Consider the following 25,788-nt stretch of genomic DNA (forward strand, 5'->3'; position numbering starts at 1 on the left):
GTCAGCCGCCGTACTTCTTCGCGTTGGCCTCGAGGATCTTCGTGGCGCGGGCGGCTGCGTCGGCCAGCACCTTGGCGGGGTCCTGGCCGCCGTTGATGGCGAGGTTGAGCGCCTTGTCGAACTCCGGCATGGCGTCACCGATGCCGGCCACGGTGGGCGGGAAGCGCAGGTCGTCGATCTGGCTCGCCAGCGCCGCCTGGTCGGTCAGGGCCTTGAACTCCGCCGACTCGCGGACGCTGTTGCGCACGGGCACCTGGCCGGCCTTGGCCCACTCGAGGCTCTTGGTGCTGATCCAGTTGAGGAAGACGCGCGAGGCGATCGCCTTGTTCTCGTCGGGCGTGCGCTGGGTCGGCAGGACGAACTGGTGTGAGCCCGCCCACGCCGCCGGGGTGCCGCCGATGTTGGGCAGCGGGGCGACGCCCCACTCGAGACCGGTCTTGGCGCCGAGGGTGTTGATCGTCCAGATGCCGTTCCAGTTGAAGGCCGTCTTGCCGTTCTCGAGGGCGATGAGGTCGGCGTCCTGGGCGATCTTCGCGGCGGAGTGGCCGTTCTTGACGAGGTCCTGGAACCACGTCATCGCCTTGACGGCGGGCTCCTCGCCCCAGAGCACCTGGGTGCCCTCCTCGTTGAAGAGCGAGCCGCCGAACTGGTAGATGAGCGCCTGCACGGTGAGCCCGCCGGTGAAGGGGAAGGGGCTCGCCCAGTGGCCCTGGATGCCCTTGGCCTTCATCGCGTCGAGGGCGGCGCCGTACTCGTCGGCGTTGGTCGGCGGCTTCTCGGGGTCGAGGCCGGCCTGCTCCATGACGGCCTTGTTGTAGAAGAAGCCGAGCGGGTGCACGTCGAGCGGGATGGCGTAGCGCTGGTCGTTGTAGATGCCGGCCTTCCACGGCACCGGCGCGAAGTCGGCCTCGCTCATCTTCAGGGCGGTCGCGACGTCGTCGAGCGGCTGGATCACCTTGCGGGCGGCGTTGGTGGCGACCGAGTCGACGTGCATGATGCCGATGTCGGGGCCCTTGCCCGAGGTCACCGCTGCAGGCAGCTTCGTGTAGTAGTCGGCCCACTGCATCGTGTTCATGCTGACGGCGATGTTGGCGTGCTCAGCGTTGAACTGGTCGACGAGCTTCTTCATGAAGGGGCCGTCGCCGCCGGTGAAGCCGTTCCAGAAGGCGAGCGACACCTTCGGGCCGCTGTAGCCCGTGGCGCCACCTCCGCCGCCGACGGTCTGGGGCGCCTGGCCGGGCACGCTGCCCGACCCGCTGCCGCAGGCTCCGAGGGCGATGGCGCCTCCGAGCCCGAGGGCACCGGTCAGCATGCGTCGGCGGGTGAGGGGTCCGGATGTGGTGCTCATGAGTTGTTCCCTTCGGTGATGCGGATGCAGTGCCACGAGATGGGCGGGAGGACGGCTCGCAGGGTGCTGCCGTCGAGGACGGCGTCGCCGGCGCGCGGCACGACGCGCTCCGGGTCTGCCTCGGTGTTGTGGGCGTTCGGGTCGGCGTCGTGCAGGGTCAGGTGCTCCACCTGACGACCGGCGGGGTATGCCGCCCGGCCCCCTTCTCCCCCAAGGCTCCCGACGCTGCCGGCCGAGTGGGCCAGTGCGTCGAGGTCGATGGTCAACGCGCAGTCTTCGGTGCGGCTGCGGTTGACGGCGAACACGACGAGGTCGCCCGTCTCCGGGTCGAGCGTCGCGGTGGTGAGCAGCTGGTCGACGGCGCCGTAGGCCTGGGTCTGCACCGCGTCGGAGACGACGGCGGGCCGCAGGACGGTGCCGGCGGCATACCGGGCGGTCAGCGCGAACGGGTGGAAGATCGCCTGGCGCCAGGCGGGGCCACCTGCGCGGGTCGAGATCGGGGCGATGACGTTGACGAGCTGGGCCTGGCAGGCCATCGACACCCGGTCGGTGTGCTGCATGAGGGTGATGAGCAGGCTGCCGACGACGACGGCGTCGGTGACCGAGTAGACGTCCTCGATGAGCTCGGGCGCCTCGCGGATCTCGAGGCTGCTCTCGCCGTCGAAGCGCGCCTGGAACCACACGTTCCACTCGTCGAAGGAGACGCTGATCCGCTTGTCGGAGCCCTTGACGGCGGCGACGTGGTCGGCGGTCGCGACGACCGCGCGGATGAAGCGGTCCATGTCCTCCGCGCAGGCGAGGAAGGAGTCGAGGTCACCGTCGACGGGCTCGTAGTAGGCGTGCGCCGAGATGTGGTCGACGAAGTCGAAGCAGCGGTCGAGCACGACGCGCTCCCACGTGCCGAAGGTGGGCATCGCCCGGTTGGAGGAGCCGCAGGCGACGAGCTCGAGGGAGTCGTCGAAGCGCTTCATCGCGCGCGCCGTCTCCTCGGCGAGCCGGGCATACTCCTCGGCCGTCTTGTGGCCCATCTGCCACGGGCCGTCCATCTCGTTGCCGAGGCACCAGACGCGCACGTCGTGCGGGTCGGGGTGGCCGTTCTTGACGCGACGGTCGGACAGCTCGATGCCGGGCTCGGCGTTGCAGTACTGCAGCAGCTCGATCGCCTCGGTCATGCCTCGCGTGCCGAGGTTGACGGCGAGCATCGGCTCGATGCCGAGGCGCGAGGCCCACGACATGAAGTCGTCGGTGCCGACCTGGTTGGTCTCGATGGACCGCCAGGCGAGGTCGAGCCGCGTGGGCCGGTCCTCCTTGGGCCCGACCCCGTCCTCCCACTGGTAGTTGGAGACGAAGTTGCCGCCGGGGTAGCGCACGATCGTCGGTCCGAGCTCGCGCACCAGCTCGGCGACGTCGGTGCGGAAGCCGTGCTCGTCGGCGGTCGGATGACCGGGCTCGTGGATGCCGGTGTAGACGCACCGACCCATGTGCTCGACGAAGGTTCCGAAGATCCTGCGGTTGAGCGGCCCCACCGCGAACGCGGGATCGAGCCGCACGGACGCCACACCCATTGGTCCTCCTTGACCTGGACAGTCGAGGCCTGACCGCGGTTTACAACGGTTGACCTTTTCCGGTGGTGCCATTTCTACAACGGTTAACATTCGGTTGTCCAGAGGTACGATCAGGCGTTGTCGAACCGAGACCGCGGCCAGTCGCTAGCGTGGGTCGCGGCGACCCGACGGGTGGAGGACGAATGGCGGCACGGCTACGCGACGTTGCCGAGCGCGCAGGCGTGTCGGTCAAGACGGCATCCAACGTGCTCAACAACTACCCACACATCAAGCCGTCCACACGCGCGCGGGTCGAGCAGGCCATGGCCGAGCTCAAGTACCGCCCCAACCTCTCGGCGCGCAGCCTCAAGCACGGTCGCGCCGGCTTCCTCGCGCTGGCCGTGCCGGCGATGGACTCCCCCTACTTCGCCGAGCTCGCGGCCCGCATCACCGCCGAGGCCTCCGCGCTCGGCTTCATCGTGCTGCTCGACGTGACCGGGGGCGACGCCGACGCCGAGCGCGTCGTGCTCGAGGGCATGCGCTCGCACGTCATCGACGGTGTCATCTTCTCGCCGCTCGCCCTGTCGGCCGACGAGATCAGCGGCCGCGCCGACGACCTGCCGATGGTGCTCCTCGGCGAGCGCCCCGTGCCGACGGGCTTCGACCACATCGCGGTCGACTCGGTGGCCGCCTCTCGGGCCGCCACCGACCACCTCGTCGCGCAGGGCCGTCGCCGCATCGCCGCCGTCGGACGCGAGGCCGTGCGGGGCACGGCCTCCGAGCGACTGCGCGGCTACCGGCAGGCGCTGCGCGCAGCCGGGCTGCCCTATGACCCCGACCTCGTCATCGACGTGCCGCACTTCGACCGCGCCGACGGGCACGCCGCGATGCTGCGCCTGCTCGAGCTGCCCGACCCGCCCGACGCGGTCTTCTGCTTCAACGACCTCATGGCGATCGGGGCACTCCGGGCCTGCGTCGAGTCCGGCGTGCACGTGCCCGACGACGTCGCCCTCGTCGGCTTCGACGACATCGCCGAGACCCGCTACAGCAACCCGACGGTCTCGACCGTCTCGCCCGACCTGACCGGCCTCGCCCGTCAGGCCCTCGAGCTGCTCACGCGGCGCATCTCGGGAGACGACACGCCTGCCCGAGAGGTCAAGGTCTCCTGGACCCTCGAGGCCCGCGAGACGACCCTCGGGGTGCCGCGCCGGCGACGCCGACGAATCGCCACGGGCGCCGGCCCGGGCTGAGCCGCGCGTCGGTCAGACCCACAAACCCGGCTCGCGCCCGGGCCGGCGTGCGGCGACGGAGCCCGACCAGGCACTTCGTGGGTCTGACCGACCGCGATCGCCCCAGCCTCGCTGGTGCCGGACGTCGGCCCGACGACGTCGGAGCCCCGGCCGACGGGCGGCCGGGGCTCCACGGGCACGGGCGGCGCTGGTGGGAGGCGCTCGCGCAGGTGCCTGCTCTAGATCGACAACCCGTGCCCGAAGGGCAGCAGCGGGTCGTCGAATCCGGGGACGTCCTCGTGGTGCTGGCGCACCTGCTCCATCGAGCGGGGCAGGTCGAAGGGCAGCCGGCCCTGCGGGGCGATCCTGCCCGTCAGGGCGTCGAGCAGGGCGTCGTCGCTGCTGCCGAAGCTGCCCACGACAGCGGCCGCCGACTCGAGCAGCGGCGTGACGACGGCCGGCCGGTCGAGCACCACGTCGATGACGAGGGGGCAGACCGCGGCGATCCTCGCCAGCCGGTGCACGAGACCCGGCGGGAAGTCGAGCGAGCCCTGGTGGAACCACGCCTCGAGGAAGAGGTCGGAGCGCGGCTCGAAGGGGGCTGTCAGTCGCACGAGGGCCACGTCGGCGTCCTCGGGGCGCTCGACGAGGGTCATCCCGTGCCGGTCGAGCGCCTCGGCGGAGACGCGCTCGGCATAGACGCGCAGCCCCGTCCTCAGCGGCAGGGCGGCGTCGCGGTTGGTCAGCACCGTCACCGACTGCGCCTGGGCGGCGTGACCCTGCTCGCGGAAGTCGGCGCGGCCAACGGTGTCAGCCGCGGCGTCCTCGTCGACGTAGGGGTCGTCGAACAACCCGAGCCGGAACTTCACCTCGAGCAGCCGCCGCGCCGACTCGTCGACCCGCGCCTCGGTGACCCGCCCCTGCGCCACGAGGTCGAGCAGGATCTCGACGCACTCCTCGCCGCCGAACTGGTCGGCGCCGGCCTCGAGGATGAGCTCCATGCGGCCGTGCGGGTCGAGATGCTCGACACCCCAGGCGCGAGCGGGCAGCACCTGGTCGCCGACGTGGTTGTCGTTGACGAGCTCCCAGTCGGTGACGACGACGCCGTCGTAGCCGAGCGTGCCGCGCAGCAGCCCCGTGACCACCTGCTTGTTGTAGCCGAAACCCACCGGCTCGATGGGCTCTCCGTCGATGACGAGGTCGAGCGGCATACCGTAGTAGGGCATGATGCCCGCCGTGCCAGCCTCGATGATCGGGGGGAAGGGCTTCAGGTGGTCGGCGAATCTGCCTCCGGCATAGACCTGCTCGCGTCCGTAGGGGAAGTGCGCGTCCTCGCCGTCCTTCTGCGAGCCGCCGCCCGGGAAGTGCTTGCTCGTGCAGGCCACGCTGTCGTCGCCGAGCGAACTCCCTTGAAATCCCTGGAGATACGCCACTCCGAGCTCGGTGACGAGGTCCGGGTCGTGACCGAACGTGCCGGCCTGACGGGCCCAGCGCGGCTCCGTCGCGAGGTCGAGCGTGGGGTGCAGGGCAGCGCGGATGCCCACGGCGACATACTCCTGCCGCGCGATGTCGGCGAACTCCCTGACGGCGTCGGGGTCGCGCAGCGCGGCGAGCCCCAGGGGCTCGGGCCACTGGGAGAAGGCTCCCGCCGAGAAGGAGACGCCGACGTTCTCGATGAAGGCGTGCCGCGGGTCCGTCGAGATCGTCACCGGTATGCCGTGGGGCGTGGTCTCTGCGAGCGCCTGCAGGGCGTTGCTCCAGCGGGCCGCCGACCTCGGGTCGCCGAGGGCGTGCACGTTGAAGTGGTTGAGGTGCTTGTCGAGCACGACCGTGCTCGTCGGTGACTTGCTGATGGCGCCGGGCCGCTCGATGAGCGACCCGTCCGCGCCCGCCTCGATGACGGTCTGGAACATCAGCCCGACCTTCTCCTCGAGGGAGAGCCGCCCGACGAGGTCGTCGACGCGGTCCTCGACCGGCAGCCGTGGGTCCTCGTAGGGGTCCATCCGGCCGTTGCCGTTGAGGTCGCGGTAGGCGACGCCGTCCTCGGTCGTGCTGAGCTCGGGGCGCACGGGTGGAGCCTTTCGTCGGAGAGGGGTCTCGTGGCCGCCCGATGCGTGCGGTCGGGCGGCCACGAGGTCTGGAGGGTGCTGGCCGGCACCCGGTCGGTGGGTCAGGCGACAGGGCTCGCGCCGAACTCCTCGATGCCGATGACCGGTCGCAGCGCCTTCTCGACGGCGGACGTGCTGAAGCCCCGACGGACGACGTCGTTGCCGATCACGTTGCCGATGGCTCCCATGACCATGGCCTGGTCGAGCGACAGGTAGCGGCGGGCCACCATGCCCGACCGGACCGCGACGGCGTCGAAGAAGCCGCCCCTGCCGTAGGAGTCGAAGTCGGTCTGGATGTTGAGGAGGTTGGTGTAGGCCTCGTCGGGCTCGTGCATCATCGCGAGGAACGCTGCGTGGGGCGTCACGACACCGTCACCGTAGGTCGGGGACGGGTTCGTCGCGGGCCGGCAGCCGTCGAAGCCGACGTCGTAGTTGGTCATCTCCTGGTCGGAGAAGTAGCCGTTGGCGCCGTTGCCGGGCTCGTTGCCCGGCCCGAGACCGAGCGGGTCCACGCCGTACTCGCGGTAGCCACCGGCGGGGTTGCTCGACGGGCTGAAGCCCCAGTAGCCGTAGCCCGCGTCGATGAGTCCGTGCTCACGCTGGGCTCGGACGTGCAGCGGGTGGTTGCGGCCCCACGAGTTGGGTGCCCAAGTGGCCTCGTCGACGAAGACGTCAGGCATGAGCTCCTCGAACATCGAGCCGCCCCAGCCGGGAACGACGCGCTTGCCGCGATAGGTGTAGGCACCCTCGTAGACGTCGAGCCCGTAGTACTTGCGGGTCTCGCCCACCGGCTTCATCTCCTGCCACGACCAGTCGCACGTGTCCGGGAAGGTTCGCCAGGTCGCGTAGTACGCGGTGGGGTTGATCTGGCCGGTGATGATGCCGAGGTAGGTCGTGATGCGGGTCTCGGACACCGTCGTGTCGTAGTGGTGCGTCGTGAGCCACACGGGGTCGCCCCCGATGTGCGTCCCCTGGTAGACGCCTCCGGGACGGTTGTGCTCGAACGGGAAGAAGCCACCGTGCAGCAGGCCACCGGCTCGCACCTGGTGCGCCGGGTCGCTGTTGTCGTTGTAGAACGCGTCCCAGCGCATCCGGTCGAAGATCCGCCTCGCCCACGGGCCGGCGGCGCGGTCGGAGTTGGCGACGACGAGCAGCGCCGCTCCGAGCCAGCCGTTGTCGACGCTCGACGCGAAGGGATAGACCTTGTCACCCGACCCGGGCCACTCCGTGAGCGCCTTGCCGGTCGCCTCGTCGTACCAGTTGTAGTACATCCCGCTCGGCTCGTGGTGCTCCATGCCGTGGACGGTCTTGAGGGTGCGGATGAGCCGCGCCGTCGCCTCGCCCCGGGTGATGATGCCGAGCTCGCGGGCCACGATCGTCGACCACAGGTAGCCCCCGATGTTGGTGGGCGACGTGTAGCCCGAGCGGTCGCCGGCCGCGAGCGACTCGGGGATGTTGTCGGCCGGCAGGCCGGTCTTCGGGTCGGTCATCGCCACGAGGCTGCGCCACGTGTCGGCCGCCCAGGTGCGCACGCGGGTCGCGTCGAGCGAGAGGTCCGTCGCGCCACGCAGGTATGCCGGGGCGCTGCGTGGCGCTGCTGCGGCACCTTGCCCAGGGGTGAGGGCGAAGGCCGCGACGGAGGCGGCGCCCCCGACGAGGAGCGCACGACGGGTGGGCGTCGGACGGTGGCCGGTGGGGCGGCTCGGGGTGAGGTCTGACATGGGCTGTGCTCCGTTTCGGTTGCGGTTCACGCTTGTGTCGAGGGGTGTGCTCACGGGTGTGAGTGGCTGGGGGGTTGGGTCACTTGAGGCCCGTGGTGGCGATGCCCTCGATGAACTTCCGCTGGAAGATCAGGAAGATGGCGAGGATCGGGAGGATGGTGACCGTGGCGCCTGCGAGGAGCAGGCCGTAGTTGGTGCTGTTCTGCCCCGTGGCGTAGAGGGCGAGCGCGACCGGCAGCGTGTACTTGTCCTCGGACTGCGCCACGACGAGCGGCCAGAGGAAGTTGTTCCAGCTGCCGAGGAAGGTGAGGATCCCCAAGGTCGCGAGCGCCGGGCCGCAGAGCGGGAGGATGATCCGGCCGAAGATGGCCAGCTCGCCGGCGCCGTCGATCCGACCCGCGTCGAGCAGGTCCTTCGGTAGCCCGAGGATGAACTGGCGCATGAGGAAGACGCCGAACGGACTGACGAGGAAGGGCAGGAAGAGTCCGGGCAGCGTGTCGACGAGACCAGCATTCGCGACGAGCACGAAGAGCGGCACGAAGGTCACGACGCCAGGGATCATCAGGGTGCCCAGGACGGCCACGAAGATGACCCGCTTGCCCTTGAAGTCGAGCATGGCGAGCGCGTAGCCGAGCATCGAGCAGAAGATGAGGTTGCCCAGCGTGACGATGACGGCGACGAAGGCCGAGTTGAAGAAGAACTGCCCGAAGTTGAGCCGGCTGAACAGCTGGGTGTAGTTGTCGAGCGAGGCGGCCTCGGGCCACCAGGTGGGTGGCACCTGGCGCAGCTCGCCCTCGCTCTTGAAGCTGCCGAGGATCATCCAGACGAACGGCGCGATGACGGCGATGAGGGCGACGGTGAGGATGACGTAGAGCCACCAGTGGCCACCGTGGCCCGAGCCGACCATCCCGAGGCGCGGCTGGCGCCCGGAGGGTTCGTCGTCCCCGGGCGGCGGGGCGAGGGGGCGAGGAGCGGTGTCGACCGACATGGTCAGGTCCTCTCTCGGAACAGGCGGAACTGGATCGCCGTGACGATCGCGATGACGACGAAGATGAGGTAGCTCATCGATGCGGCCAAGCCGTAGTTGCCGTAGCCGAACTGGTTGAACGTGTAGTAGGACACCGTCATCGTGCTATTGAGCGGACCACCCTTCGTCATGACGAAGGGCTCCTCGAAGATCTGCAGGTAGCCGATCGAGGTCGTCACCATCACGAAGAGGATGGTGGGGCGCAGCAACGGCAGGGTGACGTGCCGGAACCTCCGCCACACACCGGCGCCGTCGATGGCCGCCGCCTCGTGGAGCTCGGCGGGTACGGCTTGGAGGCCGGCGAGGAAGATGATCATCGCGGTGCCGAAGGTGCGCCACGCGGTCATCATGATGATGGCGGGCATCGCCCAGTTCGGGTCGCCGAGCCAGTTGGGACCGTCGATGCCGAACCAGCCGAGGACGGTGTTGATCAGTCCGGCCGGGTCCTGCAGCAGGAAGCGCCAGACCACGGCGACCGCGACGATCGAGGTGATGACCGGCGTGTAGAAGCCGAGACGGTACATCGAGCGGAACCGGGTGATGCCCTTGTCGAGCGCGACGGCCGCGGCGAGGGCGAGAAGGAGGGTGAGCGGCATACACACGATGACGAAGTAGGCCGTGTTGAGTGCAGCCTTGCGGAAGACCGGGTCGGACAGCGCCTTGGTGTAGTTGTCCAGCCCGATGATGTCCACCGAGAACGGCGAACGCAGGTCACGCGCCTTGGTGTCGGTGAAGCTCATGAAGAACGACTGGAGGACCGGCCAGGCGGTGAAGGCCAGGAAGAGCAGGCAGAAGGGGATCGCCAGGATCCACGCCGCCCGCGCCTCCCGCCGGCCGGAGAGCTGCCCCGGCCGACGGGAGATGGTCTGGGTGGTCATCGCTTACTGACCCGTGCCGATGGAGTCCGCCTGCTGCTGCACGGTCTTGAGCGCAGCCGCGGGGTCGGCGCCGGTCTTCGTCACCTTCTCGAGCTCGGTGTCGAAGCTGTTGACGACCTGCTCCCACGTGGCGAACGACGGCGGGGCCTTGGCGGTCTCGAGCTGCTTGCCGAAGACGGCGAGCTTCTCGTCGACCTTGAGGGCCGGGTCCTCCCACGCACTCTTGACCGACGGCAGGTCGGTGGACATCGTGTACCACTTCGCCTGGACCTTGGGGTCGGCGAGCCACTGCACGAACTTCCACGACGTGTCGCGGTTCTGGGTGTTCTTGAAGACGGCGAGGTTGGAGCCGCCGACGAAGGACGACGAGCCGGCCGAGCCGGCCGGGATCGGCGCGACGTTGTACTTGTCCTTGAAGCCCTCGCCACCGACCTTCTCGACCGCGGACATCATCCACGGGCCGGAGATGAACATCGGCACCGAGCCGCTGGCGAAGTCGGGCTCGGTGGTCGGGGTGGCCGGCGCCGTCTTGTTGGAGATGCCGTCGGTGAAGTACGACTGGTAGTACTTCGTCGCCTCGAGGATCTCGGGGCTGTCGAAGTTGTAGGCCTTGCCGTCGTCCTTGGTGAGGTCGGCGCCGTTGGACCAGGCGAACGGCATCAGGGTCTGCCAGGAGCCGGTGCCACCGGCCTGCAGGCCGATGCCCCACTTGGCGCCGGCCTTGGTCTGCATGGCCTTGGCCATCTCCTTGAGCCCGGCCTGGTCGGTCGGCGCAGCGTCGTAGCCGGCCTTCTTGGCGAGGTCGGAGCGGTAGAAGAGGACGCGGGTCTCGACGTACCACGGGATGCCGTAGGACGTGCCGCCCACCTCGGTCGTCTTCTGGGCGCCCTCGAAGAAGACCGACTTGTCGATCTGGCTCGGGGTCGGGTCGAGCGCGTCGAGACCGGCGAACTCACCCATCCAGGTGGTGCCGACCATCGCGACGTCGGGGGTCTTGTTGGCCGTGATCGCGGTCGTGAACTTGTCGTGCGCGGCATCCCACGGGATGGCGGTGACGTTGATCTTGACGCCGGGGTTGGCGGCCTCGAACTCCTTGGCGAGCTCGGGCAGCTTCTCGCCCTCGGCGCCCATGGCCCACACGGTGATGGTGCCAGTGGCGGCGCCGGTGCTGACGGCTGCGCCGGTCTGGCCGGCGCTCGAGCCCTCGGTCTCGGCGCCGCGGCCGCAGGCGGTCACGGTCAGGGCCGCGGCGGTCATGCAGGCGACGGTGATGGCAGTGGTGCGTCTCATCGGGTGTCTCACTTTCTGGGGGTGCCGCGAGGGGGTTCTCGGGCCTGGGAGGGGCTGGTCTATGGGGATCAATGACGGGGAATCGGTCTGCGGGGAATCGGTGTCGGGGACGGGTGGGAGGGGGCGGGTGGTGAGCGGGCGACGAGGGCTAATCGCGCCCGACGGTCGGGTGGCTAGGAGGCCGAGCAGCCGCAGGAGCCGCGCAGCACGACCTCGGTGGGCAGCACGACGGGAGCCGGCAGGGGCGCCGCGCCCTCGACGCGCTGGTGGAGGCGCTCGGCGGCGAAGACCCCGAGCTCGTGGACGGGTTGGCGGACCGTGGTCATGCCGGGCCGGACGTAGCGGGAGGTCATGACGTCGTCCCAGCCGACGACGGCGATGTCGCCAGGGACGTCGCGGCCGGCGTCCTGCAGCCGGCTCATGATCGACAGGGCGAGCTCGTCGTTCGCGCACACGAGGGCGTCTGCCCGCAGCTCGCCGGACAGCACCCGGTCGGCCACGGCGGCACCCTCGCGCTCGCGGAAGGGGACGCGCACGGGCGGCGCGGGTGTGAGCCCACGTGCGGCGTGGGCCGCGACGAACCCGGCGTGGCGGTCACGGATGTCGGGAGCCGCGTCGGGGTCACCGATGAAGAGCAGCTGCGTGCGGCCGTGGTCGAACAGGTGCGTCGTCAGCTGCTCGGCGCTGTTGGTGTTCTCCGCCGCCACGAGCTCGACCCCGTCGAGAGCGCCCACGCCGTCGGCGGGAGCGCCTGCGATGACGACGACCGGCTTGCGCCCGCGCAGGGCGCGAGCGACGGCGGGCGGCATGGCGGCCGAGCCGAGCACGCCGATGGCGTCGACCCGGGTGGCGAGGTGACCGACGGCGCGCGGGAGGTCGCTCTTGCCGTTGGCGAGCAGGAGCACGACGCTCTGCCCGAGCTCGGCGGCTCGGGTCTCGAAGCCCATCAGCAGCTCGGAATAGTAGGGACCGGTCAGCTCGGGGAGCACCAGACCGTAGGCCTCGTGGTGGCGCACGGCGAGGCTGCGCGCGGCGCCGAGCGGCACGTAGTGCAGGGCGTCGACGGCGTCGAGCACCTTCTGGCGGGTCGCGTCCGAAACGACGGTCGAGCCCTGCAGGACCCGCGAGACGGTCGCGATCGAGACACCCGCGCGCTCGGCGACGGAGTAGATCGTCGCGCCGACGGCGGGGAGGGCGACGGGGGTGGCCAGCGCCGCGGCGGCGGAGGTGGGGGCCGCGGTCGGGGGTGACGTCCGCGCCGGCCGCTTGCGTGGGGTTGTCGCCACGGGCCACCTCCTTCGTCTCGTCGTCGAGTCGTCTGGTGCGCTGCTGACGTACCCGTTCCTCGCGGTTCGAATGCGTTGTAAGCGCTTACATCTGACCCCATCGTGCCCTCATCCCCCTGGTTGCGCAACCCCCCTCGCCCTGAGCATCCCGATGCGCACCCGCATCGGTCGCGGCAACCGCGAACCACGCGTGCGCCAGATCCGCTGCCGCACATGGCAATTCGTCGTGTGCTGGGCTGCAACGACGCGCACGTATGCCGTCCGGCGGGCTGGGTGCCCACCGGACGGCATACCGGCTGCTCCGCCGGCGGCGGTCAGTCCTGCATGAGGCCCAGCTGGTTGCCGTCGGCGTCGGCGACCACGGTCGTGCGGCGGCCGCCCCCGACGTCGGTGGGCTGCTGCACGACGCTCGCGCCGGCGGCGACGAGTGCCGCGCTGCTGGCCTCGAGGTCGTCGACCTTCCAGAAGGGCACGGGCCCGGTGAGACCCTTGCGGCGGCCGTTCGGGTCGAGGGCGATCTCCTGACCGTCGACGTTGAAGCCGACGTAGTAGGGCTCGTCGGTGTGTGGCTCGGCGCCGAGCAGTGTCGTGAAGACGCCCTTGGCGGCCCCGAGGTCGCTCACGGGGAAGATGATGGTGTCGGCAGCGGTCATGTCGTGCTCCTTGGTGATGATCCGTGGTGGTGCCGTGGTGGCGATCGCTCCGAGGCCCTGCGGGTGCGTGTCACATCCGGGGGCCGCGGCTCGTCGAGTAGGTGACGGATGCCGGGCGCAGAATGTGACGGCGCGATGACGGGATGGACGGATGGACATGGCGGCACCGGGGCGGGGTCAGAGCGGCGGCGAGGGCAGCGAGAACGGCGGTGGCAGCACCCCCACCGACCGGGTGGTCCGCGACTTCGAGGCGCATCGCGCCCGGCTGCGGGCCGTGGCCTACCGCGTGCTCGGCTCGACGAGCGACGCCGACGACGCGGTGCAGGAGGCGTGGCTGCGCCTGGGGCGGACCGACGCGAGCCAGGTCGACAACCTCGGCGGCTGGCTGACGACCGTGGTCGCCCGGATCAGCCTCGACATGCTCCGCTCACGCGCAGCGCGCCGCGAAACACTCTGGGACGGTGAGCATCGCGAGGTCGAGACGGAGTCGCGCGTCACATCGCTGCACCCCGGACCGACGGCCGCGCCGGACCCGGCGGCCGAGGCCGAGCTCGCCGACGCGGTCGGCGTCGCACTGCTCCTCGTGCTCGACTCGCTCACCCCGGCCGAGCGCCTCGCCTTCGTGCTGCACGATCTCTTCGGGCTGCCGTTCGAGCAGATCGCCGGCATCGTCGACCGCTCCCCCGCCGCCACCCGCCAGCTCGCGAGCCGGGCCCGCCGACAGGTGCGGTCGGCCCAGGTGCAGGCCGACGCGGACCGCTCGCGCCAGCGCCGGGTGGTCGAGGCGTTCCTCGCTGCCTCGCGGGCGGGTGACTTCGCCGCACTGCTCGAGCTGCTCGACCCCGACGTCGTGATGCGGGCTGACACCACGGCGGCCGCCATGGGTGCGGCCTCGGTGGTGCGTGGCCGCTCGGAGGTGGCGGGGGTCTTCAACGCTGGGGCGAGAGCGGCTCGGCTCGCCGTGCTCGGCACCGACGACGGGGGGGCCCTCGGGCAGGTCGGGGCCGTCTGGGCCGTGCGCGGCGAGCCGAAGGTCGCCTTCGCCTTCACGGTCGTGGGCGAGCGCGTCGCCGGCATCGAGCTCATCGCCGACCCGGAGTGGTTGACGACGACCGAGATCACCTATCTCCCCGAGCATCGGCCAGGCGCTGCGCCGGCAGCGGAGCCGGTCGTAGGCTCGGAGGGTGGCTGAGGGAACGCGCGCAGCAGTCGTGCTCGGGTCGGGGGGCGCCCGCGGCTATGCCCACGTCGGCGCCATCGAGGTGCTGCGAGAGCGCGGCTTCGAGATCGTCGCCATCGCGGGCACGTCGATGGGGGCGCTCGTCGGAGGGGTCACGGCCGCCGGCAAGCTCGATGAGTACACCGAGTGGGCCCGCGGCCTCAGCCAGCGCGAGGTGTGGCGCCTGCTCGACCTGTCGATCACCTCGCCGGGCGGCGCCATCCGGGCGGAGCGCATCATCCACAAGGTCGGTGAGATCCTGGGCGGCGCGACGATCGAGAGCCTGCCCATCCCGTTCACCGCGGTGGCGACCGACATCAACGCGCGGCGCGAGGTGTGGTTCCAGCGGGGCTCCGTGGAGCGGGCCATCAGAGCCTCGATCGCCATCCCGGGCGTCATCACCCCGGCCGTCATCAACGGCCGCGTGCTGGTCGACGGCGGCCTCATCAACCCCGTCCCGATCGAACCCACCGCCGCGGTGGAGGCCGACCTCACGGTCGCCGTGTCGCTGTCGGGGATGCGCGCCCTCGGAGCCACGGCCACCCCTGTCAAGGCGTCGTCGGAGCAGCGCCCCCGCGAGGAGTGGACGACCCGGCTGCGCCGCGGCGCCTCCGAGATGCTCGAGTCCGAGCGGGTGCGCGCGATCACCGGCCGCTTCGCGCACGCGAGGGAGGTGCCTGACGCGCTCGACCCGGCCGTTGCCGCCGGCCTCGACGGTGCCCACCTCACCGACGGGGTGCTGTCCGTGCCGGTGTCCCTCGGCGGCGACCCGCCGGTCGGCTCCCTCGCGACCGATGCCCTCGTGCGGGCCCCGGCCGACATCGGGCTCGTCGACCTGCTCAACATGTCGCTCGAGACGATGAGTGCGCTCATCTCCCGCTATCGCATGGCGAGCAACCCGCCAGACGTGCTCGTCACGGTGCCCTCCAACGCCGTGCGCACCCTCGACTTCCACCGCGCTGCCGAGATGATCGAGCTCGGGCGGCAGCTGACGACCGAGGCACTCGACCAGGCGGGCTACTGAGGGGACCTGACGCTGTCGGCGGTCGGCGTCACAGTGGTCGGGTGATCCTGCACGCCGACGCCGACGCCTTCTTCGCCTCGGTCGAGCAACGCGACGACCCACGGCTGCGCGGACGGCCCATGGTCGTCGCGCACGAGGTCGTCGCGTGCCCGTCCTACGAGGCCCGGGGTCTCGGCATCCACGCCGGTATGCCGCTCGGCCAGGTGCGCCGGCGCTGGCCGCAGGTGCTCGTCACCGGCTACCGCCCCGAGGCCTACGAGGCTGCCTCCGCCGGGCTCTTCGAGGTCTTCCGCCGCTTCACCCCACTCGTCGAGCCCGGCTCGATCGAGGAGGCCTTCCTCGACGTCGAGGGTCGCGACCGGGGTGACCCTGGCGGCTTGGCCCGCGCGCTGCGCTCGGCGTGCCGGGAGGAGGTGGGCCTGCCCGTGTCGGTCGGGGTGGGTCGCACCAAGCTCATGGCCAAGCTCGCGAGCCGCCGCGCCAAGCCCGACGGTCTCGTCGTCGTCGACGCCGAGCTCGAGGCCCGGGTGCGGCCTCGGTTGCGCCTCGACGAGCTCTGGGGCGTCGGTCCGACCACGTGGGGTCGCCTGCACGCAGAGGGCCTGCACGTCGTCGCCGACCTGCAGGGCTGGTCCGAGGACGACCTCAAGCGCATCGTCTCGACCGCGATGGCACGCCGGCTGATCGCGATCGCCGACGGCACCGACGACGCGACGATCCGGCTTCCTCGCCCGCGCCGGTCGGTCAGCGCGAGCCGGTCGCTGCCCGCGACCCGCACGCGGTCCAAGGTCGTCGCGGTGCTCGACGAGTGCGTCGGTCGCGCGCTGCACCGGGTCGTGGCCCTCGAGGGTCCGGCCCGGCTGCCGAGCCGGCTCGAGGTGCTCGTGCGCTACGACGACGGCACCCACGTCCAGCAGCGTGGGCGGTTGCCCCACCCGAGCGTCGACCCCGAGGTCGTCGGCGCGGGCGCGGCCGCGCTGCTCGAGCAGACGGCCTACGAGTGGGACGGGCGGGGGGTGACGATGGTCGGGGTCACGCTCCCGCTCCCCGCCTCCGCTCCGGTTGACCTCAGGTCCACGTGAAGTCGCACCATGGGTCCGTGACCTCTTCGACGACAGAAGCACTGAGCGCGGTCGGCGCCGCGGCCTACCTCGAACGCCTCGGTGTGGCCGCGCCCGAGGCGCCGACGCTGGCAGCGCTCGCATCACTGCACCGGACGCATCTCATGGCCGTGCCCTTCGAGACCCTCGACATCTCGCTCGGCCGGCCGGTCCGCCTCGACCTCGGGTCCGTGCACGCCAAGGTCGTCGATGCCCGCCGCGGCGGCTACTGCTACGAGCTCAACCCCCTCTTCGGCGCGCTCCTGCGCCACCTGGGGTATGCCGTCGACCTCGTCTCGGCCCGCGTGGCGACCTCCGACGGCGGGCTCACCGACCAGTTCGACCATGTGGCTCTCGTCGTCACCTCCCCCGCGCTCGACGGGCCGGTGCTGGCCGATGTCGGCTTCGGAGACGGCTTCATCGAGCCGCTGCCGCTCCGTCACGCCGTCGTGGCGCACGAGCGGGGCAAGGACGTCGGCCTGGTGCGCGAGGGGGACGACTGGCACTACCGCGAACGGGTGGAGGGCGGGGAGTGGCGCACGCAGTTCGTCTTCACGACCACGCCGCACCCGCTCGCGGCCTTCGAGCCCCGCAACGTGTGGCAGCAGACGTCGCCGCAGAGCCACTTCACGCGGGGACCGGTGGTCTCACGGCTCACGCCGACCGGGCGGGTGACCGTCCGGGGCACGCGCCTCATCACGACGACGCACGGCCGCCGCGACGAGGTGGTGCTCGACGAGGCCGACGTGCCAGGGGTGCTGGCCCGGCACTTCGGCATCGTGATCAGCTGACGGCCTCGGGTCGCGAGCCTCATGGCGTGGGGCCGCGTGCGGGTAGTGGGGGTCCCCCGGGGGTGAGCGTGGGGGGCCTCAGCGGCCCCGCGGCATCACCCGACGAGCCCTCAGCCCCAGGCGTCCGTGCTCGGGCGGCACAGGCAGAACGGGTGGCCGGCCGGGTCGGCATAGACCCGGAAGCCACGCTCGGGCGAGGGCTGCGGCGGCTCGACGGGGTCGAGCGCCGTGCCGCCGAGGGCGAGCACGCGCTCGTGGGCCGCTGCGATGTCGGCGACCACGAAGTCGAGGTGCGACTGCTGCTGCCCGCGCGGCCAGTCGGGCGACTCGTGGTTGGGGGCGAGCTGGGTCGCGATGCGCGGCCCGTCCCAGACGACGTCGAACCAGTCGCCCTCGTCGTCGGCGCGCACCGTGCCGCCGAGCAGGTCGGCGTAGAACTGCGCCACGCCCGCGGGGTCGGCGCAGTCGAGGGCGACGCAGTCGAAGGTCACCGTCGGTCCGGGGGCGGTGGAGGTGTCGGTCATGCGGGTCTCCTTGTCTCGAGGTGCCCACCCAACCACCGCCAGCCGACAGCGGGCCGATCCCCACGGCATACAGGCGCTGTCTGAGGCGCCCGCGCGCGTTGACGGGGCCCGCAGCGCTGATGCTGCTCCCCCCGACTCGACTGACGCGACTGATGCGGCCGAGAGGCCCGTCAGGGCGCCGCGGCTGGCCAGACGACCGCCGTCGAGGTCACCGGACGCACGACCGAGGAGGGCGCCGAGCCGTCGATCGTCACCGAGTGCGTGCCGGGAGGAAGCTCCTCGAAGGTGGCGACGCCGTGCCCGGCACGCAGCTTCGGCTCGGCTTTGGCGAGCACCTTGCCCTTGGCGCTGCGCACCGTCACGGTGACCGGCACCTTCGGCGGGTCCGCCCCGGGGTCGTCTGCCTCGAGATCGAAGACGACCTTGAGGCCGGATCGCTGGGTCACGAGGTCGGGCACCGAGGCCCGCACCGAGACCGACTTCAGCTCCCGACGACGCACCGGCTTCGCGGTGAGGATCTCCTGCACCTGGTCGAGCACGAACTGGTTGTGCTGGAGGTTCGTGTGCTGGTCGGGCACCCGCACGAGCAGGTTGGTGTCGAGGCTCTCACCGAGGCCGACCGCCCCGGTCAGGGTGACGGTGCCGTCGCCGAAGTCGTTGTCGTTGCCGAAGGTCTGCGAGGTGACCGCCCGCCCGCCCTGCAGTGACACCGTCGTCTGCGTCGGCTGGCGGATGCCGACGATCATGTGGGTCATGTCGCGACTCGCCGCCCGGGCCGACTCGGCGGCCTGCAGATCGGTGTGGAAGGTCATCGCGTCGGTCAGCATCGAGGAGGCGAGGTTGGGCACGGCCACCTCGGTCGTCTTGGCGTAGCCACCGCCGTTGCTGATGCACGCATACTCCGGCAGCAGCTGGTAGAGCGAGGGCATGCTGCGTGAGAAGTCCGTGAGGTCGATGCTCAGCGGACCGATGCCCTTCTTGACGCCGTTGACGAGCTGCTCGAGGGCGTCGGTCGCACCACGCCAGGGCGTGCCCATCGTGATGAGCTTGCGGGTGACCTCGGCGCCGCCGCACTTCTCGATATACCACCGCGCGACGAGACCGCCCATCGAGTGCACGACGAAGACGATGCGCGCGTCCGCCCAGGCACCGCCCTGCGCGCGGAGCCGCTCGAGTGCCGGCTCGACCACGGAGCCCAGGCGCTCCCCGTTGTAGCGGTTGGACAGGCGCCAGTCGTAGGGGAAGGCGATGAGGTTGGGCGGCTTGGGTCCGTTGTCTCTCTTGTAGCCAAGCTTCTCGAGTGAGCTCACGAGCGTGTCGTAGCCGCGGATCGGCGTCCAGATCCCCGGCAGCACGTGGACGTCGGGCATGAGCGCGACCGGCTCGACCCCGTCGTCCGGCGCGGCGTCCCCGATGCCCTCGGGCAGCGCCTTCTTGAGGATCGATCCGCGCCCCGTCAGCAGCTTCCACACGGCGCCGGCGCTCGGTGCCCAGATGAGGTTCTCGCTCGCGGGCGATCCGTCGGACCCCCTGACCCCGAGGGTGCTCCCGGTGATGCCCGGAAGCACCACGACCAGGTCGTTGCTCGTCATGTCCAACCGCCTCCCACGCTGAGGTGAACGTCCTGCTCCACGGTGGCACCGAACCTCGTCGCTGATACCCGAAATGCACAACGTCGTGCAGAGTGGAGCCACCTGATTCGGCGCCCCGACACGAGGAGAGAAGGCCCGTGTACATCACCGAGGTGATCTCGCACCAGCACGACGAGCAGCGCCGGATGTTCGCGATGCTCGAGGAGTGGCCGCGCGACGACCACGAAGGGCTCGCTGCGATCTGGACCCGGCTCGCCATCCTCCTCGAGACGCACGCCGAGGCGGAGGAGAAGTACTTCTACCCCGAGCTGCTGCGTCTCGGCACCGGAGGCGCCGACGCCGAGTCCGTCGAGGAGGAGGTCGAGGACGCGGTCAAGGACCACAACGAGATCCGGGCCGCGGTCCGCAAGGTCGCCCGGTGCAGGACGGGGTCGAGCGCGTGGTGGACCGCGGTCACCGACGCCAACGTGCACAACAGCGACCACATGGGCGAGGAGGAGCGGCAGGACCTCGCCGACTTCCGCCAGCAGGCGAGCCTCGAGCTGCGCCACGAGGTCGCCGTGCAGTTTCTGCGCTACGAGTCGCTCAAGGCCGCGACCGGCGTCGCACCGGTCGACAAGGACCCGAAGCACTACGTCTCGGCACGCAAGGGAGCCCCGACCTCGGCCACCGCGAAGCGGGCGGCTCGCGCGGCCAAGAAGGCCACCAAGGCCGCTGCCCCCGCCCGCAAGGCCGCGTCCAAGAAGGCCTCCCCCTCCGCGTCCCAGGACTAGCCCGACCCCAAACCCCCAGTCGAGTGAACACTTTCCACCGGCCCCAGTTGGGTGACAACTGCCCACTCGACCGAGAACGACGTCGAGTGGGCACTTTCCACCGGCTTGGCTTGGCGGTCTCAACTCGTCTGCGCAACGGTGAGTAATTGGTTGAGTTTAGCGGCGGGGGTGTGGAAGCCGAGGGTGGCTCGTGGTCGGGTGTTGAGCAGCGCCTCGACCTCGGCGACGCGTTCGTCGGTGACGGTGGTGAAGTCGATGCCTTTGGGGAAGAACTCGCGGATCAGGCCGTTGGTGTTCTCGTTGGTGCCGCGTTGCCATGGTGAGTGCGGGTCGCAGAAGTAGACGGTGCAGCCGGCCGCGACGGTGAACCGGGCGTGCTCGGCCAGCTCTGACCCTTGGTCCCAGGTCAGCGTCTTGGCCAGGTGCGCGGGCAGCGCGGTGACCATGTCGATGAGCCGGTCGGTGACGGTGGTCGCGTCGTGCCGGGCGGGTAGCCGGGCGATCATCGTGTACCGGGTGCTCCGTTCGACCAGCGTGATCGCGGCCGTCCGGTTCCCGGCGCCCAGGATCAGGTCGCCTTCCCAGTGTCCGGGCACGGCCCGGTCGGTGGCCTCGGCCGGGCGGGCGGTGATGGTGGCCTGCCCGACCCAGGACTTGCCCCGGGGCCGGGCGGCCAGCTTCGAGGCCGGTACCCGGTGGGTCCGGCCGCTGCGCAGCGCCTGCTCCCGGGCCAGCTCAGCGCGGAGGCTGCCGCGGCCCTGGACGTACAGCGCCTGATAGATCGTCTCGTGGGAGATCTGCATGGACTCATCCTGCGGGTGGCGCAAGGCCAGCTCGCCCTGGATCTGCTGCGGGGACCAGTGCGCGTTCAACCCCTGGATGACCTCGGCCCGCAGCGCGGCGTGCTCGGGCCGGTCCAGCTTCCGCGGCTGGGGCCGGGCCCGGTTGGCGTGGGTGCGGTGCTGCGCGACCCGGACCGAGTACACCCCGCCGACCCGGTTACGGGTCAGCTCCCGCGACACGCTGGAGCGGTGCACGCCCAGCTCGGCCGCGATCCGCGCCGGGCTGCGGCCCTCACCCAGCCGCAGCGCGATCACGCCCCGGCCGGCCTCGGTCAACCTGCCCCGCGCGTCGGTCCAGTCGCCCTCGCTCACCGCCGGGGCAGGGCGCAGCAGGCCACCGACCGGTCCCATCCGAAACGTCATACCGGCCACCTTGGCCCACCGGCCCACCGCGCGGCGGTCCACCCCGAGCCGCCGCGCCACCTCCAACGCCGCCAGGCCCTGCTCCAACAGCCCCAACGCCTGCTGCCGCTGCACCACGCTGTACCGCCCAGGCCTTCCAGCCATCATCTGCCTCCACACGATTCGTGTTGCGCAGACGATCTGAAGCCAAGCTTCAGCTCGACGTTGGGCAACGTCGAGTGGGCACTTTCCACCGGACGACGTGGGTGACAACTGCCCACTCGACCGAGAACGACGTCGAGTGGGCACTTTCCACCGGACAAGTTGGGTGACAAGTGCCCACTCGACTGGGTGGTGGGGGGGTGGCCGTCGGGAAATGGGCACTCGTCTCTGTGAGGGGTCAGTCAGTGCGGCGGCGGCGGCGCTCGAGGGACAACGCCGCCAGCACGACGACTCCGGCGATGAGCCCCCAGAAGGCCGCCCCGACGCCCGCGATCGTCACCCCGGACGCAGCCACGACGAGGGTCACGGCTCCCGCCTCGCGCGAGGCCGGATCGGCGAGCGCCGTTGCGGCAGAAGCGGCGAAGGTGCCGAGCAACGCGAGCCCGGCAATCGTCTCGATGAGGCCGTCGGGTGCCGAGCGGGCAGCCGCCGTGACGATCCCGGCGAGGGGACCGAAGGCGAGGTAGGTGACGCCGCACGAGACGCCGGCGATCCACCGACGGTTGCGGTCGGGGTGTGCCTCCGGCCCGGCGGCCAGCGCTGCCGAGATCGCGGCGAGGTTGATGGCGTGCGCTCCCCCGACGGCACCGACCACGCTCGCCCCGCCGGTGTAGAGCAGCGGCCCGCGCATGCCGAGGCGATAGCCGAACGACCCGAGCACGGCGATGCCGGGGATGTTCTGGCTCGTCATCGTCACGATGAAGAGGGGCAGCCCGATGGCGAGCAGAGCAGTTGGGTCCCACATGGGAGCGACGAAAGTGACTGCAGGAGTGAGCTGCTCGACATCAAGCGTCCCGAAGACCCCGGTCACCGCCATGACGACCACTGCCGCTCCGAGCGCCCCGAGCACCGCCCACCGACGAGCGAACGCCACGAGCAGCAGCCAGACCACCATGACCGGAGCGATCGCGGCGGGCGTGGCGACAACGGCCTGGATAGGCGCCACGCACAGCGTCAGCAGCACCCCGGCAAGCATCGCGCTGGCGAGGGACACCGGGATCGCCTCGACGAGCCGCTCGAGCGGACGGATGAGACCGCAGAGCGCGAGCAGCACCCCGCACACGATGAAAGCGCCCACGGCAGAGGCAAATCCGCCCGCAGGCACGGTGGCGGCCACGAGCAGCGCCGCTCCCGGAGTGGACCACGCCATCGTGACGGGCATCCGCAGCCGCCACGAGAAGAGCACGCAGCCGAGGCCCATCGTCACGCACAGCACGAGCAGCCCCGAGGCCGCCTGCTCCGCGCTCGCGCCGACCGCCTGGAGCCCGGTCAGCACCACGGCGAAGGAGCTCGTGAAGCCGACGAGCCCGCAGACGACGCCCGCCAGCACCGCGTGCCCCGTGCCGCCGCCCGGCGCCGCCGTCTCCGTCGGGGTCGCGGAGGTCACCGGCGCCTCAGCCGAGGTGGTCGCTCGACGCGAGCGCACGGCATACGCGCTCGTATGCCGTGTGGTCGGCGGCGGCGACGAGGCCCGGGGGCGCGATGTCGCGCGGTCGGTAGGGGCGACCCGTGGGCGTGCCCACCACGCCACCCGCCTCGGCCAGCAGCAGCGCTCCCGGCACGTGGTCCCAGGGCGCGGCGGAGTGGTAGAGCACGTAGTCGGCCTCGCCCTCGACGAGCTTGGGGTAGTCGATGCCGCACGAGACCCACGTGAGCGCCATCGGCGAGAGGCCCTCGAGGGCCTCACCGATCCAGGCCCGGCGCGAGGTGCGACCGCGCAGGTCGGCCGTCTCGGCCGGGGGCGAGACCTCGAGGCGCGCGACGCCCGCCGGCGAGTGCCGCCACGTGCCGCCGCCGCGCTCCGCGACGTAGCCGAGGTCGTGCTGCGGCTGCCAGATCCAGGCCCGCACGACCTCGCCCCCGCGGGTCTCGCTCGCCATGACGGCGTGGTCCTTGGAGCCGTGGACGAAGTTCTTCGTGCCGTCGACGGGGTCCACGGTGAAAGCGTGGTCGGCGGCGGCATACCGCTCCATGAGCGAGGGGTCGGCCGAGTGCGCCTCCTCGCCGAGCACGACGCAGTCGGGGTAGGCCGCGACGAGCGCCGCAGTGATGAGCACCTCGGCCTCGCGGTCGGCATCGGTGACGAGGTCGCCGGGCTTCTTCTCGTGGATCTCGCCGGCGGCGAGGGCACGGAAGCGGGGGTTGATCACCTCGGCGGCGACGTCCTGCAGGAGGGCGAGCACGGCATCCGTATCCACGTGGTCCAAGGTAGTGGTCGGCGCTCGATGCGCCCCGACCGCTCCGGTGGGCGGGAGGTGCTGGTCTGCGCACCGGTCACGGCTGCGGACGCAGGTGCCCCGGGAGGTCGAGCCACCACTGGAGGATGCCGCTCGCGAGGTCGTCGGACGCCGCACCGCCGACCTGGGGGTCGGGCAGGGCGTCGCGCACCTCCCGGAGCAGGTCGTAGCGGCCCCGCATCCCGAGCACGTAGGAGAGGCCACGGAGCCGGTCCTGCGTGGCCTCGCCCGTGTCGGGCGAGTCAGGCCCCGACAGCGCGACCTCACGGATGCGCTCCGCGAAGGCCGCCTCCCGCTCGTCACGGCGACGCGACGGGGCCTCGGGAGTGTTGCCGACGACGTAGGCCGCCTCCTGCGCGACGTCGGCGGGAGTCTTGGGGCCCAGCGAGAGTCGCTCGAAGAGGTCGAGGTCGGCGGCCTGCCCCATCCACGTCAGCACGGCGAGGCTCTCGTGCGCGGCCGCCATGTCGAAGCGGCGGAGCGACTCGACGAGCGCTGCCACGTGCACGCGACCGATGGCGCGGCTCTGCGGCGAGATCATGAGGATCGCCAGGGCGTTGGAGCGGTCCTCCTCGTTCGTCTCTCCGAGAGCGGTGGAGATGAGCGTGCTGAGCACCGGGTCGCGCGCCAGGGTGTGGCCCTCGCCGAGGTCGAGGGCTGCCCGGACCCGCTTCTGCGACTCGCGGATCGCCTGGGCGCTGACCGCCCGGCCGTCGCGGATGATCGAGGCGGCCACGCGCCGGTCCTCGGCGGTCAGCACCGTCGCGAGCCTGCTGGTGCCCGCGGGTCCGAGCGCGCGGATGAGGTTGGCCGCCCCGCGGTGAACGCGGTAGGGCTGCTCCGGGTCGCGCAGGTGGCGCACGGCCAGCCGGGCCGCCTCGAGGCGCAGGTCGCGGTCGAGCCGGGCACCCTTGACGAGGGTCGTCAGCACGATGAGGCAGGCGCGGAGCGAGCTGCTGTTGGTCGGCTCGCGCAGCTGTCCGAACATCATCGCCAGCGCCTGCGGGTGGACGGTGAACTGGAGCAGGCTGAGCGTGTCGTTGTAGAAGGTCGCGTCCGGCTTGGCGACGACCTCCTCGGCCATCGAGGCGACGATCGGCCCGCTGCGGGGGTGGCCGGCGAGACGTGCGACCGCCTCGGCGCGCTGGGCGTAGTCGAGATGGAGGTGCAGGCTCACCTCCTCGATGCCCCGACGCAGCAACCGCTCCCAGTCGCCGGCGCGCACCATGGCGTGCGGCATCCGGCCGAGGTTGTCGGAGAGGCGATCCCACTCGAGGCCGGTCATCCGCTCCGCGGCGAGCGCCTTCTCGAGCAGGACCAGGGTCGCGTCGACGTCGGGTGCACCGGGCGGCGACAGGGTGGCGGCAGGGCGGACCGGGTTGCGCGAGCGGGAGAAGAAGTCGATGGCCGCGAGCAGCTGGCCCTCCGGCAGCCCCAGGACGACCTCGTAGCGGCGCACGAGCCCGTGGGTGATGTCGACCCGGCCTCCCTCCCAGCGCCCGACCTGGGCCCGGTGCACGGCGGGTGCGCGACCGCCGCCGTCGGCGAAGCCGGCTGCGGTGCGCACCGATCCGTCCTCGGCGTGCTGTCGGGCGTTGCGCAGCACCCACTGCATCTCGGCGAGCTGGCTCATGGGCGCGGGCCGCCCGCTGAGCCTGCTGAGCCCACTGCGCCGGTTGAGCCCGTTGCGCCCCGGCGCCGCTCCCGCAACATGGCGTCGCGTTCGACCTGCACATCGACCCCTTTCCGCGACTCCCGCCCCTGTGACGAGGAGTCGCGCCCCTGCTCGCGTTGCGCTGCGACCATCATTGCGCAACGTAGGCGTCGCTGCCGAGAAGTTCGGCTACCGTAGGGATCGGCTCGCAGCCTGTGGAGGGGATGCGGTCCGCATGAGGCCGGGAGTCAGCAGGGGATGGCTCCCGGCCTTTCATGTCCCCCAGCCCTTCTCGCGCTCTCCTGGCCCTCTGCTCGCGAACTCCTTGCGCCCTCCGGCGGTCTCTCGCCATCGTCGACTGTGGCCGACAACCCGGTGGCGGGC

The 25,788-nt window shown here is 71.2% G+C and carries 21 protein-coding genes; 6 read left to right on the plus strand and 15 right to left on the minus strand.

Annotated elements, in window-relative coordinates:
* Position 1: 1 nt before the first annotated feature.
* Positions 2 to 1,348 carry an ABC transporter substrate-binding protein gene (locus tag LG278_RS20345; protein ID WP_404389483.1) on the minus strand — a complete coding sequence of 449 codons (1,347 nt, stop codon included), beginning with the start codon at positions 1,346 to 1,348 and terminating at the stop codon, positions 2 to 4.
* Complete coding sequence (locus LG278_RS20350; RefSeq protein ID WP_404389485.1) at positions 1,345 to 2,913, minus strand: alpha-N-arabinofuranosidase; 1,569 nt, start codon at positions 2,911 to 2,913, stop codon at positions 1,345 to 1,347. The genes LG278_RS20345 and LG278_RS20350 overlap by 4 nt, the downstream gene beginning before the upstream one ends.
* Positions 2,914 to 3,095: 182 nt before the next feature.
* Here LG278_RS20350 and LG278_RS20355 point away from each other — a divergent pair, with 182 nt between their 5' ends.
* Positions 3,096 to 4,142, plus strand: a complete 1,047-nt coding sequence (locus tag LG278_RS20355; protein WP_404389487.1) for a LacI family DNA-binding transcriptional regulator — start codon at positions 3,096 to 3,098, stop codon at positions 4,140 to 4,142.
* 218 nt (positions 4,143 to 4,360) lie between these two features.
* Here LG278_RS20355 and LG278_RS20360 read toward each other — a convergent pair whose 3' ends face one another.
* The 7 genes from LG278_RS20360 to LG278_RS20390 form a co-directional block, all read right to left on the minus strand.
* Positions 4,361 to 6,190 (minus strand): glycoside hydrolase family 3 protein, encoded by a 1,830-nt coding sequence (locus tag LG278_RS20360; protein ID WP_404389489.1) that lies wholly within the window; start codon positions 6,188 to 6,190, stop codon positions 4,361 to 4,363.
* A gap of 101 nt (positions 6,191 to 6,291) precedes the next feature.
* On the minus strand, positions 6,292 to 7,950 hold the full coding sequence (locus LG278_RS20365; RefSeq protein WP_404389491.1) for a glucoamylase family protein: 1,659 nt from the start codon (positions 7,948 to 7,950) through the stop codon (positions 6,292 to 6,294).
* Between the two features lie 79 nt (positions 7,951 to 8,029).
* A complete protein-coding gene (locus LG278_RS20370) occupies positions 8,030 to 8,938 on the minus strand; it encodes a carbohydrate ABC transporter permease (protein ID WP_404389493.1) in 909 nt (302 codons plus the stop codon).
* Between the two features lie 2 nt (positions 8,939 to 8,940).
* Entirely contained in the window at positions 8,941 to 9,855 is a 915-nt protein-coding gene (locus tag LG278_RS20375) for a carbohydrate ABC transporter permease (protein WP_404389494.1), read from the minus strand.
* Between the two features lie 3 nt (positions 9,856 to 9,858).
* On the minus strand, positions 9,859 to 11,145 hold the full coding sequence (locus LG278_RS20380) for a sugar ABC transporter substrate-binding protein (RefSeq protein WP_404389496.1): 1,287 nt from the start codon (positions 11,143 to 11,145) through the stop codon (positions 9,859 to 9,861).
* Between the two features lie 173 nt (positions 11,146 to 11,318).
* Positions 11,319 to 12,431 carry a LacI family DNA-binding transcriptional regulator gene (locus tag LG278_RS20385; protein ID WP_404389498.1) on the minus strand — a complete coding sequence of 371 codons (1,113 nt, stop codon included), beginning with the start codon at positions 12,429 to 12,431 and terminating at the stop codon, positions 11,319 to 11,321.
* A gap of 314 nt (positions 12,432 to 12,745) precedes the next feature.
* Positions 12,746 to 13,084 (minus strand): VOC family protein, encoded by a 339-nt coding sequence (locus tag LG278_RS20390; protein ID WP_404389500.1) that lies wholly within the window; start codon positions 13,082 to 13,084, stop codon positions 12,746 to 12,748.
* A gap of 151 nt (positions 13,085 to 13,235) precedes the next feature.
* On the opposite strand from LG278_RS20390, the gene LG278_RS20395 reads away from it, so the two are divergent.
* From LG278_RS20395 to LG278_RS20410, 4 genes are read left to right on the plus strand one after another with little or no spacing between them, the layout of a single operon-like run.
* Positions 13,236 to 14,276 (plus strand): sigma-70 family RNA polymerase sigma factor, encoded by a 1,041-nt coding sequence (locus LG278_RS20395; RefSeq protein ID WP_404389502.1) that lies wholly within the window; start codon positions 13,236 to 13,238, stop codon positions 14,274 to 14,276.
* Positions 14,269 to 15,327, plus strand: a complete 1,059-nt coding sequence (locus tag LG278_RS20400) for a patatin-like phospholipase family protein (protein ID WP_404389504.1) — start codon at positions 14,269 to 14,271, stop codon at positions 15,325 to 15,327. The genes LG278_RS20395 and LG278_RS20400 overlap by 8 nt, the downstream gene beginning before the upstream one ends.
* Before the next feature lie 41 nt (positions 15,328 to 15,368).
* Complete coding sequence (locus tag LG278_RS20405) at positions 15,369 to 16,409, plus strand: Y-family DNA polymerase (protein WP_404389505.1); 1,041 nt, start codon at positions 15,369 to 15,371, stop codon at positions 16,407 to 16,409.
* A gap of 17 nt (positions 16,410 to 16,426) precedes the next feature.
* Positions 16,427 to 17,218: an arylamine N-acetyltransferase gene (locus tag LG278_RS20410; protein ID WP_404389507.1), complete on the plus strand. Its 792-nt coding sequence runs from the start codon at positions 16,427 to 16,429 to the stop codon at positions 17,216 to 17,218.
* A 110-nt stretch (positions 17,219 to 17,328) separates the two neighbouring features.
* On the opposite strand, the gene LG278_RS20415 is transcribed toward LG278_RS20410, so the two are convergent.
* The gene (locus LG278_RS20415) at positions 17,329 to 17,742 is read right to left on the minus strand and encodes a VOC family protein (protein WP_404389509.1); all 414 of its coding nucleotides are present in this window, start codon (positions 17,740 to 17,742) and stop codon (positions 17,329 to 17,331) included.
* A gap of 170 nt (positions 17,743 to 17,912) precedes the next feature.
* Complete coding sequence (locus LG278_RS20420; protein WP_404389511.1) at positions 17,913 to 19,334, minus strand: esterase/lipase family protein; 1,422 nt, start codon at positions 19,332 to 19,334, stop codon at positions 17,913 to 17,915.
* A 137-nt stretch (positions 19,335 to 19,471) separates the two neighbouring features.
* On the opposite strand from LG278_RS20420, the gene LG278_RS20425 reads away from it, so the two are divergent.
* Positions 19,472 to 20,107: a hemerythrin domain-containing protein gene (locus tag LG278_RS20425; RefSeq protein WP_404389513.1), complete on the plus strand. Its 636-nt coding sequence runs from the start codon at positions 19,472 to 19,474 to the stop codon at positions 20,105 to 20,107.
* A gap of 119 nt (positions 20,108 to 20,226) precedes the next feature.
* Here LG278_RS20425 and LG278_RS20430 read toward each other — a convergent pair whose 3' ends face one another.
* The 4 genes from LG278_RS20430 to LG278_RS20445 all read right to left on the minus strand — a co-directional run bounded on the left by LG278_RS20430 (position 20,227) and on the right by LG278_RS20445 (position 25,383).
* A complete protein-coding gene (locus LG278_RS20430) occupies positions 20,227 to 21,429 on the minus strand; it encodes an IS30 family transposase (RefSeq protein ID WP_404389515.1) in 1,203 nt (400 codons plus the stop codon).
* Positions 21,430 to 21,691: 262 nt separating this feature from the next.
* Complete coding sequence (locus LG278_RS20435) at positions 21,692 to 22,900, minus strand: benzoate/H(+) symporter BenE family transporter (RefSeq protein ID WP_404389517.1); 1,209 nt, start codon at positions 22,898 to 22,900, stop codon at positions 21,692 to 21,694.
* Between the two features lie 7 nt (positions 22,901 to 22,907).
* Positions 22,908 to 23,711: an inositol monophosphatase family protein gene (locus LG278_RS20440; protein ID WP_404389519.1), complete on the minus strand. Its 804-nt coding sequence runs from the start codon at positions 23,709 to 23,711 to the stop codon at positions 22,908 to 22,910.
* Between the two features lie 76 nt (positions 23,712 to 23,787).
* Entirely contained in the window at positions 23,788 to 25,383 is a 1,596-nt protein-coding gene (locus LG278_RS20445) for a hypothetical protein (protein WP_404389521.1), read from the minus strand.
* Positions 25,384 to 25,788: the final 405 nt, after the last annotated feature.

The organism is Humibacillus xanthopallidus, assembly GCF_044793955.1.
GTDB lineage: Bacteria > Actinomycetota > Actinomycetes > Actinomycetales > Dermatophilaceae > Humibacillus > Humibacillus xanthopallidus_C.

What these genes read in the sequence shown, in the direction of transcription:
- LG278_RS20370 (WP_404389493.1), bottom strand. Translation starts at nt 8,938, where the DNA reads ATGTCGGTCGACACCGCTCCTCGCCCCCTCGCCCCGCCGCCCGGGGAC.
- LG278_RS20350 (WP_404389485.1), bottom strand. Translation starts at nt 2,913, where the DNA reads ATGGGTGTGGCGTCCGTGCGGCTCGATCCCGCGTTCGCGGTGGGGCCG.
- LG278_RS20365 (WP_404389491.1), bottom strand. Translation starts at nt 7,950, where the DNA reads ATGTCAGACCTCACCCCGAGCCGCCCCACCGGCCACCGTCCGACGCCC.
- LG278_RS20355 (WP_404389487.1), top strand. Translation starts at nt 3,096, where the DNA reads ATGGCGGCACGGCTACGCGACGTTGCCGAGCGCGCAGGCGTGTCGGTC.
- LG278_RS20375 (WP_404389494.1), bottom strand. Translation starts at nt 9,855, where the DNA reads ATGACCACCCAGACCATCTCCCGTCGGCCGGGGCAGCTCTCCGGCCGG.
- LG278_RS20445 (WP_404389521.1), bottom strand. Translation starts at nt 25,383, where the DNA reads ATGAGCCAGCTCGCCGAGATGCAGTGGGTGCTGCGCAACGCCCGACAG.
- LG278_RS20380 (WP_404389496.1), bottom strand. Translation starts at nt 11,145, where the DNA reads ATGAGACGCACCACTGCCATCACCGTCGCCTGCATGACCGCCGCGGCC.
- LG278_RS20415 (WP_404389509.1), bottom strand. Translation starts at nt 17,742, where the DNA reads ATGACCGACACCTCCACCGCCCCCGGACCGACGGTGACCTTCGACTGC.
- LG278_RS20390 (WP_404389500.1), bottom strand. Translation starts at nt 13,084, where the DNA reads ATGACCGCTGCCGACACCATCATCTTCCCCGTGAGCGACCTCGGGGCC.
- LG278_RS20345 (WP_404389483.1), bottom strand. Translation starts at nt 1,348, where the DNA reads ATGAGCACCACATCCGGACCCCTCACCCGCCGACGCATGCTGACCGGT.
- LG278_RS20420 (WP_404389511.1), bottom strand. Translation starts at nt 19,334, where the DNA reads ATGACGAGCAACGACCTGGTCGTGGTGCTTCCGGGCATCACCGGGAGC.
- LG278_RS20395 (WP_404389502.1), top strand. Translation starts at nt 13,236, where the DNA reads ATGGACATGGCGGCACCGGGGCGGGGTCAGAGCGGCGGCGAGGGCAGC.